The organism is Bradyrhizobium sp., assembly GCF_019244115.1.
GTDB lineage: Bacteria > Pseudomonadota > Alphaproteobacteria > Rhizobiales > Xanthobacteraceae > Bradyrhizobium.
The window spans coordinates 1-13,748 of sequence record NZ_JAFATE010000222.1; the positions used below are offsets into that span (position 1 = coordinate 1).

Genomic DNA, 13,748 nt, shown 5'->3' on the forward strand with positions numbered 1-13,748 from the left:
CTGCAGCAGCGCCTCCGCAAGGCGGTCGATCAACCCGTCATCATGGTAGGGCGAGGGGGTGATGCGCAGCCGCTCGGTGCCCTTGGCGACAGTCGGATAGTTGATCGGCTGGATATAGATGCCGTGCTCTTCGAGCAGCAGATCGGAAGCGTGCTTGCACTTCTCCGGATCGCCGACGAACAGCGGGACAATATGGGTGTCGCTCGACATGACAGGCAGGCCCGCGGCGGACAGGATCGCCTTGACGCGGGCGGCGCGGTCCTGGTGGCGCTCGCGCTCCCAGTTCGACGTCTTGAGATGCCGGATCGCCGCCGTCGCAGCCGAGCAGATCGCCGGCGGCAGCGCGGTCGTGAAGATGAAGCCCGGCGCGTAGGAGCGCACGGCGTCGATGATCTCGCCCTTGGCCGCGATGTAGCCGCCGAGGCAGCCGAACGCCTTGGCCAGCGTGCCTTCCAAAATGTCGATGCGATGCATGACGCCGTCGCGCTCGGCAATGCCGCCGCCCCGCGGGCCGTACATGCCGACCGCATGCACCTCGTCGACATAGGTCAGCGCGCCATAGCGATCGGCGAGATCGCAGATTTTTGCCAGCGGCGCGACATCGCCGTCCATCGAATAGAGGCTCTCGCAGGCGATCAGTTTTGGCCGCTTCTCGCCGGCCGCCTGCAGCAGCTCTTCCAGATGGCCAAGGTCGCTGTGACGGAACACGATGCGCTCGCAGCCGGACTGCCGGATGCCCTCGATCATCGAATTGTGGTTCAGCGCATCCGACAGGATCAGGCAGTTCGGGATCAGCTTGCCGATCGTCGAGATGCCGGTCTGGTTCGACACGTAGCCCGAGGTGAACACCAGCGCGGCGTCCTTGCCATGCAGGTCGGCGAGCTCGGCCTCGAGTTCGACGAGGGGATGATTGGTGCCGGCAATGTTGCGCGTGCCGCCGGCGCCGGTGCCGGCGCGCGTCGCGGTCTCGACCATGGCGCCGACCACTTTGGGATGCTGGCCCATGCCGAGATAGTCGTTGGAGCACCAGATCACGACGTTGCGCGGGCCCTTCTCGGAGTGCCACACGGCATGCGGGAACCGGCCGGCGATCCGCTCGAGATCGGCAAAGACCCGATAGCGCCGCTCGTCATGGATCCGTCCGAGGGCGGTCTGGAAGAATTGGCTGTAGTCCATCGAAAGACCTGGAATGAGCTGGAACTGCAGGAATTTGACGGTCTTTTAGAGCCTTTCCAGCTTGGCTGTCGAGGCCGGAATTGCCCTGGCTTGGCCGGAATTGCTCCGCTCCGCAGCCTGTGAACGGGCCTACTCGTTCAAGGCGTCCGCGGATGGACCGGCGCCTCATGTCGTGCGGAAGCGCAGCACGCCGTCGGTCTCCTCGGCCGTCAGGCGGCCTTCCACCAGCATGTAATTGACGTGGGCGATCAGCTCGCCCGCGGCAAAGCCCATCTGGTGGGGATCGAGCACGTGCTTGTGGAACACGACCGGCACCAGGTCGGCGGAGGTTGTTGCCGTATCGCGGCACGCCTCCGATATCAGGCGGCAGCGCTCCTCGTGATGGTCGGCGAGCTGCTTGATGCGGGTCTTGAGGCCGTAGAACGGCACGCCATGGCCGGGCAGCACCAGCACGTCATAGGGCAGCGTCGTGGTCAGGCTGGCGAGCGAGGCCAGATATTCGCCGAGCGAGTTCTGCTCCGGCTCGACCGCCCAGACGCTGACATTGGGCGAGATCTTGCTGAGCACCTGGTCGGCCGACAGGAACAGCTTGTCGGCCGCGCAATACAGCATCACCTGGTCGAGCGCATGGCCACCGCCGGTAATGACCTTGAAGCGGCGCGTGCCGATGGTGATCTCGTCGCCATGGGAGATGCGGCGATAGGCGGCCGGCAGGATGGAAACGCGCTTGAGATAGTCCTGGCCGCGGCCGAGCAGCTTTTCGGTCAGGCTTTCGTCCATGCCATGGCGGCGGAAGAACAGCCGCTGTGCGTTCCTGCGCTCCTCGGTGCCGCGGCTCTGGAAGTAGACCGACTGCAGGTACTCGACCTGCGACATCAAAAGCGGACACCCGAAGCGCTCGACGATCCAGCCGGCCAGGCCCACATGGTCTGGATGCGAATGCGTCACGATCAGGCGGACGATGTTGACGCCCTTGAGCGGTCCGTCGAGCAGCGCGCTCCATGCCGCGATGGTCTCCTCATTGCCGAAACCGGCATCCACCGCGGTCCAGCCATCGCCGTCGGCGAGCAGATAGATGTTCACGTGATTGAGCCGGAACGGCAAAGCGAGGCGCAGCCACAGCACGCCCGGCATCAGCTCGACGATCTGGTCCGGACCTGGGTGATTGTCGTGAGGGTACCGCAGTGCCTCGGCCGAGGATTTTGCCGTGTCGGTCTTGGTGTCCATATGACCGGCTTACCCGCACCGCGCGCGCGACGCCAGCCGAAAAAGACATGCGGTAGGCCGTCATTCCGGAGCGTACCAGGTTTGCGGCTGTCACTGCCCGCGAAAAGCCGGCAATCCAGTATCCCAGAGACAGCAGCGCTTGAGCGGATCGGCCGCAGCGTACGGGATCGCCCGGTCGAGCCGGACGATGACGGCCTGAAAGCGTCAATCCGCATCGCACGCGTGATGCAGGGGTTGCGCCGCGTTCCACCACTGCTTGAGGCGCGAAGAGCGCTCGCCTGCGCACCGGTCATCATGCGCGTCGTGGACCCTCACAGAACCGACACATGCATGTCACCGGCGGCGGCTAAAGGCCGCAGGGCAACGCCAAAACCTTCCTTCCGGGGCAACAAAATGAAAACCAAACTTTTCGCGACGGCTGCAATGTCGGTCATCGCGGCCGCGCTGTGCAGCGCTGCGGTTCTTGCCGAGCAGGACTTTGATCGTGATCATCACCCCTCGCATGACGTGCACACCGCGACGCCGATCAAGCATCTCGTGATCATCTTCAACGAGAACCGCTCGTTCGACCATTATTTCGCGACCTATCCGAACGCGGGCAACCCGCCCGGCGAAATCGCCTTCAAGGCGAAGCCGCACACGCCAAAAGTCAACAACCTCGTGAGCGCCGATCTGCTCACCAACAACCCGAACGACACCAATCCTGCCAACGGCACCGGGGCCGCCGACCCGTTCCGTCTCGACCGCACCCAGGCCAATACCCGCTCACAGAACCACGCCTATACGCCCGAGCAGCAGGCCTATGACAACGGCAAGGCCGACCTGTTTCCCAAATTCACCGGCCGCGGCACCGCCGGCGGGGTCGGCGCGTTCGGCACCAACGGACAGGTGATGGGCTATTTCGACGGCAACACCGTCACCGCGTTCTGGAACTACGCCCAGAACTTTGCCATGAACGACAACGCATATACCGACACCTATGGGCCATCGACGCCCGGCGCGATCGGCGTGATCTCCGGCCAGAACAATGGCGTGAAGAACGTCATCGGCTCGTCATCGTCGGTCGCCGACGGCCAGGGCGGGTTGACGCTGATCGGCGATACCGATCCGGCCTTCGACAAGTGCTCGAGCACGACCAGCACGATCCTGATGACGGGCAAGAACATCGGAGACCTGCTCAACACCAGGGACATCAGCTGGGGCAGCTTCATGGGCGGCTTCGATCTCACGCTCAGCAATACCAACGGCACCACCGGCTGCGGCCGCAGCACTTTTTCTAGCAATGTCAGCGGCACCATCGTGGACTACATCCCGCATCACGCCTGGTTCCAGTATTACACCTCGACCGCCAACCCGACCCATGCGCGGCCGAGTTCGGTCGCCGCGATCGGCCACACCACCGCGAAGGACGGCAAGACCGTCGACCCGGCCAACCACGCCTACGATCTCGCGGATTTCTATGCCGCGGTGAAGGCCGACAATTTCCCCGCCGTCTCCTATATCAAGATGCCGGCCTTCCAGGACGGCCATCCCGGCAATTCCGACCCGCTCGACGAGCAGGAAGGCAACGTCCAGCTGATCAACTTCCTGCAGCAGCAGAAGGAGTGGAAGGACACCGCCGTCATCGTGACCTATGACGACTCCGATGGCTGGTACGATCACGCCTACGCCAAGCCGACCAGCGCCTCCTACGATCCGACCGCCGACCAGGTGAACGGCCCCGGCAAGTGCGGCACCGGTGTCGCCACCCAGCCGCAGCCGGTGGGTCTCGACGGCAAGCCAGTGAACGGCCGCTGCGGTCCGGGCACGCGCGTACCGTTCATCGTCATCTCGCCCTTCGCCAGGCAAAACTTCGTCAGCCACGAGCGTGTTACGCAGGCCTCCGTGGTGCGCTTCATCGAGGACAACTGGCTGCACGGCGAGCGGCTCGGCGGCGGCTCGTTCGATGCCACCGCCGGATCGATCATGGACATGTTCGATTTCGATCACTGCGACGAAGCGAACAAGCTGTTCCTCGATCCGACCGCCGGCACCGTGATCGTGAGCGTGCCGGAAGGGCACTATCACTACTGATCGTCGGATGTGAGATGAACCGCCGCGCTCTGTGGCTTTTCGGCGCCGGCCTGCTGTGCATGGCCGGCGCCGTCTCTGCGGCCGAGATGCAGGTTCCGGGCGATAATCCGAACCCGGTCCATCTCGTGCGCCCGCGCGTCGCCCCTCTTTCGGCGATGGCGCAGCTCGGCCAAAAAATCTTTTTCGATGCGTCGCTGTCGTCTTCGGGTGCGCTGTCATGCGCATCCTGTCACAGCCCGGACCATCATTACGGCCCGCCCAATGACGGGCCGGTCATGCTCGGCGGCAAAAACCTGTCGCGGCAGGGCGCGCGCGCCGTACCGATGCTGACCTATCTCGAACGCCAGCCGAACTTTTCCATCGGCCCCGACAAGAGCGATGACGACAGCGCTCCGGGGCTTGCGCAGATGGCGGCCCTCGGTCAGACGGCCGCGCGCGCCAGAAAGAGCGCGGCACAGAGCGGCACCGCTTCGCAAAACATCGTGCCGCAGGGCGGGCTGTTCTGGGACGGCCGCGCCGACACGTTGCAGGACCAGGCGCTGTTTCCGCTGCTCGACCCGCGCGAGATGGATGCTGGCAGCATCGAAGTCATCGCGGCCAAGCTGCAGCGCGCGCCCTATGCCGCTTATTTTCCGAGCCTGTTCGGTGCGAGCATTTTTTCAAAGCCGCGCCTGGTGGTCTCAGAGGCGATGTTCGCGGTCGCGCGTTACCAGTTCGAAGAGCCGAGCTTCCATCCCTATAGCAGCAAGTTCGACGTCTGGCTGGAGGGCAAAGCGCGGCTCGGCGAGAGCGAGCTACGCGGCCTGAAACTGTTCAACGATCCCGACAAGGCCAATTGCGCCGGCTGTCATCCGTCGAGCCCGAGCCGCGATGGCCTGCCGCCGCTGTTCACCGATCACGAGTATGAGGCGCTCGGCGCGCCGCGCAATGCGGATCTTTCCGACACCCGCGAGGGTGGCTATTTCGATCTCGGCGTCTGTGGCCCGCAGCGCACCGATGTGACCGAGCAGACCCAATATTGCGGCATGTTCAAGACGCCGAGCTTGCGCAACGTGGCGACCCGCCGCGCCTTCTTCCACAACGGCGTCTTCCGCAATCTCGAACAGGTGCTAGACTTCTACAATTTCCGCGACACGAACCCCGAGAAGGTGTTTCCGCGCGCCGCGGATGGCACCGTGGCAAAATATAACGACCTGCCGCCAAAATATCATGGCAACGTCGATGAGAGCGATGCGCCGTTCGACAGACATCTCGGCGAGATGCCACCGATGACCGCGCAGGACGAAGCCGACATCATCGCGTTCCTGAAGACGCTGACGGACGGCTACCAGGGCGAGCCTTAGCTTCCCCGTTTGCAGGCTTGAGCATCGCTTTGAGTTCGTCCTCGAGCGATCGCGGTGACATACCGAGCTGGCCAAATCCCGGCCGGCCGTCCGAAGCCGTCGTGTCGATCTGCATGAGCTCGACCTGATTGCGCGTGAGCGGCGGGTGCGGCAGAATCTCGGCGAGGCCGGCCGCGGCGCCCCAGAACGAAAAAGGTGTTCGCACCAGCACCGGCCGCAATCCGGCGATCCGCGCAATGCTCCTGAGCAGTTCCTCATAGGCGTAGACGCGCGGACCTGCCAGTTCATAGACAGGATAAGGCCGTTGCGGTTGCCGCAGGATTTGCCCGATCGCGGCGGCGACGTCATCCGCGTAAACCGGCTGAAGTCTCGTCCGACCGTTGCCGAACAGCGGATAGGCCGGCAAGGCGCGGAGCAGCCGAAGAATCGTCGTGAGAAACGCGTCGTCGGCGGCGAACATGACCGCGGGGCGAACAATGACGGCACCTGGGAAAGCGGCTTGCACCGCCGCCTCGCCCTCGCCGCGACTGCGGATATACGGCGAAGCCGAGGCGGGGTCGGCGCCTATGCCCGACAGGTGCACCAGCCGTTTGACCCCCGCGCGTCGCGCCACTTTGGCGATGTTGGCGGCCGCTTCGACATGCACCGAATGAAACGTGTCGCCGCCATGCTCGACGTACAGGCTGATCGCGTTGACGACGCCGTCGGCCCCTTCGATCGCGGCCTCCACGGCGCGCTCGTCATGGGCATCGGCCAACACCTGTTCAATATTGTCGCGCTCGGTCGGCGCGGGATGTCGTGAGGCGATGCGCACCTTGGCGCTGGCGCTCAGGTCGCGCGCGATGCGACGCCCGACAAAGCCGGTCCCGCCGAAGACTGTCACGCGGTTCATGCCGCGGTCCATCCCCCTGTTCTGTGCGATGGTCTCTATCGGGCCGCCCTGTATGGTCCCGCCGAGCGCCGCGCGAACGGTTTCGGTGGTCTCTGCCGGAGAGCGGCCCTTGCTCAGATGATGCGAGACCACATCGAGCAGGAGCTGCGCGGCGGGGCCGACCGTTTGCCACTCTTTCCTCGCTTCCTCGATCAGCGGCTCCGCTTCAACGTAGAGCTTTTCCGCCTGTTCGATCAGCGGACGCGCCTTGTCGAGGAGCTCGATCAAAGCCTTCGTTGCCGGCAACGACCGCTCGATCTGTTCGAGTTGCGCTTCGCTGAGACCGGAAAAGTGACCAATGACATCAAAGAGCAAGTGTTTCAGCATGGCGCAACCTTGCCTGGCGCGACGCACGAACTCGACGCAACCCGCCCGCGGTCGGTCGCGGATGACAGCGGACGGTTGTGCCGTGATACCACAGAGTTTGTTGATCGCCGAACGCGTCTGACGAGTCCGCTTCTTCGGCCGCTTGCCCTGGATCTATTCCGCGGCCGCGTGCGCCGGCGCCGCCGCGAGCCGCATCGCCAGGCTGACCGCGAGCAGCACGATGACGTTCACGGCCAGCGCGACGATGCCGATGTTGAGGTCCTGGACCTGCGGCGGCAGCCAGGCCAGCGTGTGGAAATTCGCGCCGGAGAGGCTGACGGCGGCGACCGTGGCGACACCGGCAATGATGCCCGCCGCGGCGCCTTCGCGCGTCGCGATGTTGCGGTCGGTGAGGCTAAGGACCAGCGAGGGAAACAGCTGGGTCACGAAACTGTAGCCCATGAGCAGGAGCGCAACGATGGTCTCTCCGCCCTTGAGGGTGAAGAACACAGCGACCAGCGCCACCACCGGCACCAAGAATTTTGCCAGCCGCGAGACCTGCCGATCGTCGGCGGACGGGTTGACCGCGCGGTACAGGTTGTTGGCGATCAGCGTCGCGGCGGTCATCAGGATCATCGAGCCGGGCACCAGCGCTGTCAGTACGCCGGTCGCGCCGATCACGCCGACGAACCAGGGATCGAAAGTCTTTACCGACAGCTTGAAAAGCGCCAGGTCGATATTCGCCCCGGTGAGTCCGGGAACCTGCAGGACAGCCGCAAAACCGACGAAGAACACGAACAGCAGGATCAGCTGATAGAGCGGCAGCAGAAACGCGTTCTTGCGGATCACCGTTGCGCTCCTCGCGGTGTAGATCGAGCCAAACGTGTGCGGCCACATGTAGAAGCCGAGCGCGGTCAGCAGCACGGTCGAGGAGAACCACCACAGGCTCTCGCCGCGCGGCGGCAGCACGGTGAAGCCCGGCTTGGCCTGCTCGATCGCGGCGAACATCGCGCCCAGCCCCCCGTAATAATGAGTGGGCAGGTAGATGCCGAGGAAGAGTACGATGACCAGGATCAGGCTGTCCTTGGCGACCGAGGTCCAGGCCGAACCGTGCACACCCGACACCATCACATAGGCGGCGACGATCACGGCGCCGATCCAGATCGCGAGGGCCTGGGTGATCGCGCCATAGCCGGCGATTTCGACGATGATGCCGAGCCCTTTGAACTGCAGCACGAGATAGGGGATCAGCGCTGCGATGTCGACCAGCGCGACGACGACGCCGAGCGCAGGACTGTCGTATTTGCGCACGAAGAAGTCCGACTGCGAATAAAGTCGGTTCTCCTTGGCATAGCGCCAGATCGGCGGCAGCATGAAATAGGACAGCACATAGGCGAGCGTTCCGTAGGCGAGGATGTAGAAGGCCGGCGCGCCCTTACCGTAGGCATAGCCGCTGCCGCCGAGGAAGGTGAATGTGGTGTAGATCTCGCCGGCGAGCAGCACGAACACGAAGATCGCGCCAAAGCCGCGCCCGCCCACCGTCCACTGCTCGAGGTTCATGTCCTTGCCGCGGCGGGCGAGAAAGCCGAGCGCGAGCGCCAGCAGCGCGGCGGCGGCGATGAAGGGCAGGGCACTGTTCATGGCTCGCCCTCACGGTTCGCCGGATCCGTCGCGTAGATCACGGCCATGATCGCCGAGGTGAGCAGGATCCACGCCACGATCCAGGCCAGCAGGAACGGCAGGCCGAACACGAGCGGGGTCGCCCGGTTCGCGAAGAACGGGCCGACGATGAGCGCCAGGAACGGGACGACGGCGAGCCAGCGGATACGGCGCATGGCAAAGCACTCCCGCAAAAAATCCGATCAGGGAAAAAACCTGCCTCGGAGCGGAAGTTCCAGCGGGACGCGTCAATCCTGCTACGTCATTGGTCGTGGAGGCGCCTGACCGGCCGATATCTTGCGGAACTGTGCCACACCATTGCGGATCAGCAAAAGTGGACTAAGCTGAGTTTCTCGGCATCCAGCGGGATTGATGGCACGAGCGGCCGACCGCATCACCAAAAGGCCTGTCGTGTCCAATCCCCACGATTTTCACACGCCGCAATCGTCCTACAGCAGGGAAGACCTGCTCAAGTCGAGCGAAGGCGGCTATTTCGGCCCGGGCAATGCGCAGTTGCCGGCGCCGCCGATGCTGATGCTGGATCGCATCACCGAGATCAGCATGGATGGCGGCGAGTACGGCAAAGGCCGTGTCATCGGCGAGCTGGACATCACGCCGCGGCTCTGGTTCTTTGCTAGCCTTTTCGCGGGCGACCCCGTCATGCCCGGCTGTCTGGGCCTGGACGCCATGTGGCAACTGATCGGCTATTGGCTTGGCTGGTCGGGCTTGCCGGGCAAAGGCCGCGCCGTCGGCGTCGGCGAGGTGGAGTTCAGAGGCCCGATCACGCCAGAGACCAGATGCGTGCGCTACGAGGTCGACCTGCGTCAGGTCAGGCGCGGCCGATTGGGTCTCAGCGTTGCCGACGGCCGCGTGCTTGGCGACGGCACCTGCGTCTACGCTGCCAGAGACATGAGAGTAGCGATGGTTCGCTAGGCGCGGCCGGAGGAACGGCCGATGACGGAATGGGGCTATGCCGGCGCGCTGATCACAGCCGTGCCGGTGATCTTGCTTTTTGTCGTGCTGCTGCGCGGCCGGGATGCGTTCTTTGCAACGGGCGGCCTGCCTGGTGACGATCTGCTCTGAAGCCTGTTGTGATGCGAGCTTCACCGACATCGCCGTGCAGACGCTGGCGGCCATTATCGCCGGCATCGGCCTGTCGCGGGCCGCCGGCAGCCGGATCAAGTGATCTGCTCAGGCGGCGCGGCCGACGATCGTGCTCCACAGCCTTGAATCGCCGGGCATCTGGATCCGAACCCATTGATAAGGCGCCTTGAACCATGGCACGATCCGCTCATTCAGGCTGTCGAGCACGAGGTCCCCGTCCTGGGACCGGATCACCAACACGAGATGATGCTCTCCCCCTCGGGTCACGACCTCGCTGAGCAACAGCGCGCGCGCAGGCCAGCCGCGGGCCAGCAGTTCGTGACGCTTGGTCACCGCATAGTCGTTGCAGTCGCCGCTGATGGGATGCAGCAGCCATTTCTCGCCGGCGAGTCCTGCGAGATTGGCTTCCGGCCGGATGGAGGCATTGACGTCCCGGTTGACCTCCCGGAGATCCGCCCACCGCTCCACGTTCATCTTGAAGCGTCCGCCCCGGAAGGCGATCCGGTGCGGCTTGCACTCCTCAGCGTAGCGCAGGCAGAACTGCGTGAACGCCATCGGCGCCAGCGTGGGCCCGTCGAACTTGATGTAGTGGATCATGCCCCGCAGGGCCATCGGCGCGCTGATCAGCCCGGCCTCGGCCTTCGGGAGCATCCCGAACGCCATGGCCGCGAGCGCAACCAGACAGCAATTTTGAAGCTTGCGCATTTTACGCTCCCCGTCCTCATTGACGGAAAACCTATCAAATACGTCTTGAAAGACGGCTCACCGGCTCTATCAAATGCCGTGCGCGCCTTTCAGGAACCGTCAACTATTTCGGATGTGTCAGCGACACGACCGACGTGAGACCAACGCGGCAAGACAATGTTTGGATCCGCCCCAAAGCCCAAACCGAAACCAACGCTGCCTGACGGCGTTCGTATCTATGCGGTCAGCGACGTGCACGGCCGTGCCGACTTGCTGCAGAAGGTCTTCGCGGCGATCGACCTTCATTTGTCACGCGCCGGGCGGGCACGGACGCTGCATGTCTTTCTTGGCGACTATATCGATCGCGGACCGGCCTCGCGGCAGACCATCGATCTCCTGATCGAGCGCAGCCGCAGGCACGAGAGCGTCTTTCTCAGGGGCAATCACGAGGCGTTCCTGCTCGACGTGCTGCGGGACGGCGCGCGGCTGCAGGTCTGGAAGGAATATGGCGGCTTCCAGACCCTGATGTCGTATGGTCTCGCGCCATCGCTAAAGCCCGGTCGTGACGAACAGAGCGAACTGGTCCGCTCGCTGCGCGCCGTCATGCCGGAGCAGCATCAGCAATTCTTCAGCAGTCTGAGACCGAGCTTTTCCTGCGGCGACTTCTTCTTCGTGCACGCCGGCGTCCGGCCCGGCATTCCCTTGCCGCGACAGCGGGAAGAGGATCTGCTCTGGATCCGCGACGAATTCCTCGACAGCGAGGAGGACTTTGGCAAATTCATCGTGCATGGTCACACGCCCGTGCCAAGGCCCGACCTGCGCACCAACCGGATCAATATCGACACCGGGGCCTATGCGACCGGCGTCCTGACGCTGCTGACCATCGAAGGCGATCGACTATCGGCGATTTGAACGAGGCTGCTCGCGCAGGTTTGCGCGATAAGGATACGTTTCGACTGGCGACGATCGCTACGGCGGTGGTGTCGAGCTGGTTCTCGCTCGTCACTATCTTTGCAGAGGCGCTGACGCCGCCGCCCGAGCTTCGCCTTCAAAGATGCCGCGTCATATTGATGACGAAGCCGACGCCGACCCCGATCATCAGGCCGACAAAGCCGTAGCCGCAGCCGGCAAGAACGGCACCGATCTGGCTCGAACTCATGACCATGCCATAGAAGGCGCCCGCCGCGGCGCAGCCGACCACAGCCAGCGCGAGCGTACGGTCGTTGCGCTGCTCGATCCGGTGCCGCCTGATCTCCTGCTGGCTGAATACATGGGGACCGGACGGTTCTTGCGAGCCGCAATGCGGGCAGGTCGCTGCGCTGAAAGAGACCCCTGCCCCGCAATCATGACAGGCAATCAGTTCGGGCTGAGGTTTGGCGCGCATGCAGGCGAATCTAGTCACCCGAGACGGCTTTGCAACAAAGGCGGACAGGAACGTGGCGCGTGCCCCGGGCTTATTGAACCACCGCGCGCAACAAAGGGGTTCGAAATGGACAATACCGACGAGGACGAGATTCGCGCACGCGCCCATCTGCTCTGGGAACAGGCCGGAAAGCCGGACGGCCAGGACGAGCATTTCTGGCACGAGGCGGAGCGACAATTGAGGGAAGAGCGGATTCGGCACGAACTCAAGACGCCCGACACGCTTTGATCATCGTGCTTCTTCCGAGCTGCCGTTCTTCCCTCCCGGCGGCGGTGGCGCATCGCCGCGCATGCGCAGTCCGTCGATGAAGACGTCCAGGAGCCGGATCACGCTTTGCTGCCAGCCCGGCTGGTCGTGCAGGTAGCACATGCCGATCAGCGCGCGCAGCAGATCCTCAGGGGACACGTCCGCACGTATCTCGCCGGCGGCCACCGCTCGCGTCAGCAACGCGTCGATCGCTTTTGTCAAACGCTCGGACGAAAAGGCGGTCAGCTCGGAGGTCTTGCCATGCGCGGCCAGCGCAAGCGCCGCCGTCATTCCCTTCTTGGTCGCGACGAATTCGACGGTCGAGCGCAGCCATTGCCGCAGCGCTTCCACCGGCTGCGGCTCGTTCTTCAGCTGCTCCGACAATTCGCCGAGCTGCTCCACCTCGCGGCGATAGACCGCCTCGAACAGCGCCTCGCGGGTCGGAAAATGCCGGTAAAGCGTGCCGATGCCGACACCGGCGCGCCGCGCCACTGCCTCGAGGCTGGCGTCTGGACCGCCGGCCGAGAACACGCCCTTCGCAGCCTCCAGCACCCGCTCGCGGTTGCGCACGGCGTCGGCGCGCGGCTTGCGAAGGCTTGTTGCGGGCCCATCTGACATTCCAGAACGTCTCGTCACCATCTCTTGATCGGCCGCGCCTTGTTAAACGGAGGCATCCTCCGTATAACTGGCTACACCACGCCCAGCCGCCTCTTCCATTCAACTCTTCCGGCGGTCACGCGTACCCTGGATCGACGCATTCCGGCCGCGAGCCGGGACCCGCTTCCGATCCGGCCAGACCATAGCATCGATCGGAACATTGCATGACTCTGTCTATCAGTCTCGCCGTCAACGGCGAGCGGCGCGATATCGTGCTGGACGACCCGCGTGTGACGCTGCTCGACCTCCTGCGCGAGCGCCTCGACCTCACCGGAACCAAGAAGGGCTGCGATCGCGGCCAGTGCGGCGCCTGCACCGTCCTCGTCGACGGACGGCGGATCAACTCCTGTCTCGCGCTGGCGGCGAGCCATGACGGCGCCGACATCACCACCATCGAAGGCGTCGCACGCGGCGAGAAGCTGCATCCCGTGCAGGCCGCCTTCATCGCCCACGACGCTTTGCAATGCGGCTTCTGCACGCCCGGGCAGATCATGAGCGCGATCGGGCTGATGTCAGAAGGCCAGACCGGCGACGACCCGGAGCGCATTCGCGAAGCCATGAGCGGCAATCTCTGCCGCTGTGGCGCGTATGCGGGAATTACCGAGGCCGTGCTGGAGGCCCGGGCGCAACTCGCTGCGCCCGAGAGCCAGGAGACGGAGCGCGCGGCATGAACCGGTTCGATTATGTGAGACCGACCAGCATCAGCGAGGCCGTCAGCGCTGCGGCCGAGCCCGGCGCGGCCTATCTCGCCGCCGGCACCAATCTGCTCGATCTGATGAAGGGCGGCGTCACGCGGCCGGATCGGCTGGTCGACATCACCCATCTTCCCGGGCTCGACGAAATCAGTGAGCAGCCGGGCGGCGGCGTGCGTATCGGCGCGCTCGTGCGCAACGCCGATCTGGCCCACGATCGCGACTTC

At 64.4% G+C, this 13,748-nt stretch carries 17 protein-coding genes; 9 read left to right on the forward strand and 8 right to left on the reverse strand.

The window, feature by feature from the left end:
- Together hemA and JOZ76_RS09920 are read right to left on the reverse strand one after the other, a co-directional pair.
- On the reverse strand, positions 1-1,176 hold a 1,176-nt coding region (hemA, locus tag JOZ76_RS09915), incomplete at its 3' end, for a 5-aminolevulinate synthase (RefSeq protein WP_291698450.1).
- A 165-nt stretch (positions 1,177-1,341) separates the two neighbouring features.
- Positions 1,342-2,403: an MBL fold metallo-hydrolase gene (locus tag JOZ76_RS09920; RefSeq protein ID WP_291698451.1), complete on the reverse strand. Its 1,062-nt coding sequence runs from the start codon at positions 2,401-2,403 to the stop codon at positions 1,342-1,344.
- A 393-nt stretch (positions 2,404-2,796) separates the two neighbouring features.
- Here JOZ76_RS09920 and JOZ76_RS09925 point away from each other — a divergent pair, with 393 nt between their 5' ends.
- Complete coding sequence (locus tag JOZ76_RS09925; protein ID WP_291698452.1) at positions 2,797-4,476, forward strand: phospholipase C; 1,680 nt, start codon at positions 2,797-2,799, stop codon at positions 4,474-4,476.
- 14 nt (positions 4,477-4,490) lie between these two features.
- Positions 4,491-5,819, forward strand: a complete 1,329-nt coding sequence (locus JOZ76_RS09930) for a cytochrome-c peroxidase (RefSeq protein ID WP_291698453.1) — start codon at positions 4,491-4,493, stop codon at positions 5,817-5,819.
- On the opposite strand, the gene JOZ76_RS09935 is transcribed toward JOZ76_RS09930, so the two are convergent.
- From JOZ76_RS09935 to JOZ76_RS09945, 3 genes are all read right to left on the reverse strand, one after another.
- Entirely contained in the window at positions 5,770-7,077 is a 1,308-nt protein-coding gene (locus JOZ76_RS09935; RefSeq protein ID WP_291698454.1) for a complex I NDUFA9 subunit family protein, read from the reverse strand. The genes JOZ76_RS09930 and JOZ76_RS09935 overlap by 50 nt on opposite strands.
- A gap of 153 nt (positions 7,078-7,230) precedes the next feature.
- The gene (locus tag JOZ76_RS09940) at positions 7,231-8,697 is read right to left on the reverse strand and encodes a sodium:solute symporter family protein (protein ID WP_291698455.1); all 1,467 of its coding nucleotides are present in this window, start codon (positions 8,695-8,697) and stop codon (positions 7,231-7,233) included.
- On the reverse strand, positions 8,694-8,891 hold the full coding sequence (locus JOZ76_RS09945; RefSeq protein WP_291698456.1) for a DUF3311 domain-containing protein: 198 nt from the start codon (positions 8,889-8,891) through the stop codon (positions 8,694-8,696). Before JOZ76_RS09945 ends, JOZ76_RS09940 begins: the two co-directional genes overlap by 4 nt.
- Before the next feature lie 235 nt (positions 8,892-9,126).
- Between JOZ76_RS09945 and fabA the strand changes: the two genes are divergently transcribed.
- Genes fabA through JOZ76_RS09960 form a run of 3 tightly spaced genes read left to right on the forward strand, consistent with a single transcriptional unit; the run spans position 9,127 to position 9,901 of the window.
- Positions 9,127-9,648 carry a bifunctional 3-hydroxydecanoyl-ACP dehydratase/trans-2-decenoyl-ACP isomerase gene (gene fabA, locus JOZ76_RS09950; RefSeq protein WP_291698466.1) on the forward strand — a complete coding sequence of 174 codons (522 nt, stop codon included), beginning with the start codon at positions 9,127-9,129 and terminating at the stop codon, positions 9,646-9,648.
- A gap of 21 nt (positions 9,649-9,669) precedes the next feature.
- Positions 9,670-9,798 carry a hypothetical protein gene (locus JOZ76_RS09955; RefSeq protein WP_291698457.1) on the forward strand — a complete coding sequence of 43 codons (129 nt, stop codon included), beginning with the start codon at positions 9,670-9,672 and terminating at the stop codon, positions 9,796-9,798.
- Positions 9,761-9,901, forward strand: coding sequence for a hypothetical protein (locus JOZ76_RS09960; protein WP_291698458.1), 141 nt, complete (start codon positions 9,761-9,763; stop codon positions 9,899-9,901). Before JOZ76_RS09955 ends, JOZ76_RS09960 begins: the two co-directional genes overlap by 38 nt.
- A 5-nt stretch (positions 9,902-9,906) precedes the next feature.
- Here the strand turns inward: JOZ76_RS09960 and JOZ76_RS09965 are convergent, their stop codons facing one another.
- The gene (locus JOZ76_RS09965) at positions 9,907-10,524 is read right to left on the reverse strand and encodes a transglutaminase-like cysteine peptidase (protein ID WP_291698459.1); all 618 of its coding nucleotides are present in this window, start codon (positions 10,522-10,524) and stop codon (positions 9,907-9,909) included.
- A gap of 156 nt (positions 10,525-10,680) precedes the next feature.
- On the opposite strand from JOZ76_RS09965, the gene JOZ76_RS09970 reads away from it, so the two are divergent.
- Positions 10,681-11,415: a metallophosphoesterase family protein gene (locus JOZ76_RS09970; RefSeq protein ID WP_291698460.1), complete on the forward strand. Its 735-nt coding sequence runs from the start codon at positions 10,681-10,683 to the stop codon at positions 11,413-11,415.
- 136 nt (positions 11,416-11,551) lie between these two features.
- Here the strand turns inward: JOZ76_RS09970 and JOZ76_RS09975 are convergent, their stop codons facing one another.
- The gene (locus JOZ76_RS09975) at positions 11,552-11,887 is read right to left on the reverse strand and encodes a hypothetical protein (protein ID WP_291698461.1); all 336 of its coding nucleotides are present in this window, start codon (positions 11,885-11,887) and stop codon (positions 11,552-11,554) included.
- Positions 11,888-11,992: 105 nt separating this feature from the next.
- Between JOZ76_RS09975 and JOZ76_RS09980 the strand changes: the two genes are divergently transcribed.
- Positions 11,993-12,154, forward strand: a complete 162-nt coding sequence (locus JOZ76_RS09980; RefSeq protein ID WP_291698462.1) for a DUF2934 domain-containing protein — start codon at positions 11,993-11,995, stop codon at positions 12,152-12,154.
- Here the strand turns inward: JOZ76_RS09980 and JOZ76_RS09985 are convergent, their stop codons facing one another.
- Positions 12,155-12,790 (reverse strand): TetR/AcrR family transcriptional regulator, encoded by a 636-nt coding sequence (locus JOZ76_RS09985; RefSeq protein ID WP_291698463.1) that lies wholly within the window; start codon positions 12,788-12,790, stop codon positions 12,155-12,157.
- A 203-nt stretch (positions 12,791-12,993) separates the two neighbouring features.
- On the opposite strand from JOZ76_RS09985, the gene JOZ76_RS09990 reads away from it, so the two are divergent.
- Both JOZ76_RS09990 and JOZ76_RS09995 read left to right on the forward strand, forming a co-directional pair.
- Positions 12,994-13,500 carry a (2Fe-2S)-binding protein gene (locus JOZ76_RS09990; RefSeq protein ID WP_291698464.1) on the forward strand — a complete coding sequence of 169 codons (507 nt, stop codon included), beginning with the start codon at positions 12,994-12,996 and terminating at the stop codon, positions 13,498-13,500.
- Positions 13,497-13,748 (forward strand): FAD binding domain-containing protein (locus tag JOZ76_RS09995; protein ID WP_291698465.1); only part of this gene is annotated, 252 nt, incomplete at its 3' end. The genes JOZ76_RS09990 and JOZ76_RS09995, both read left to right, overlap by 4 nt.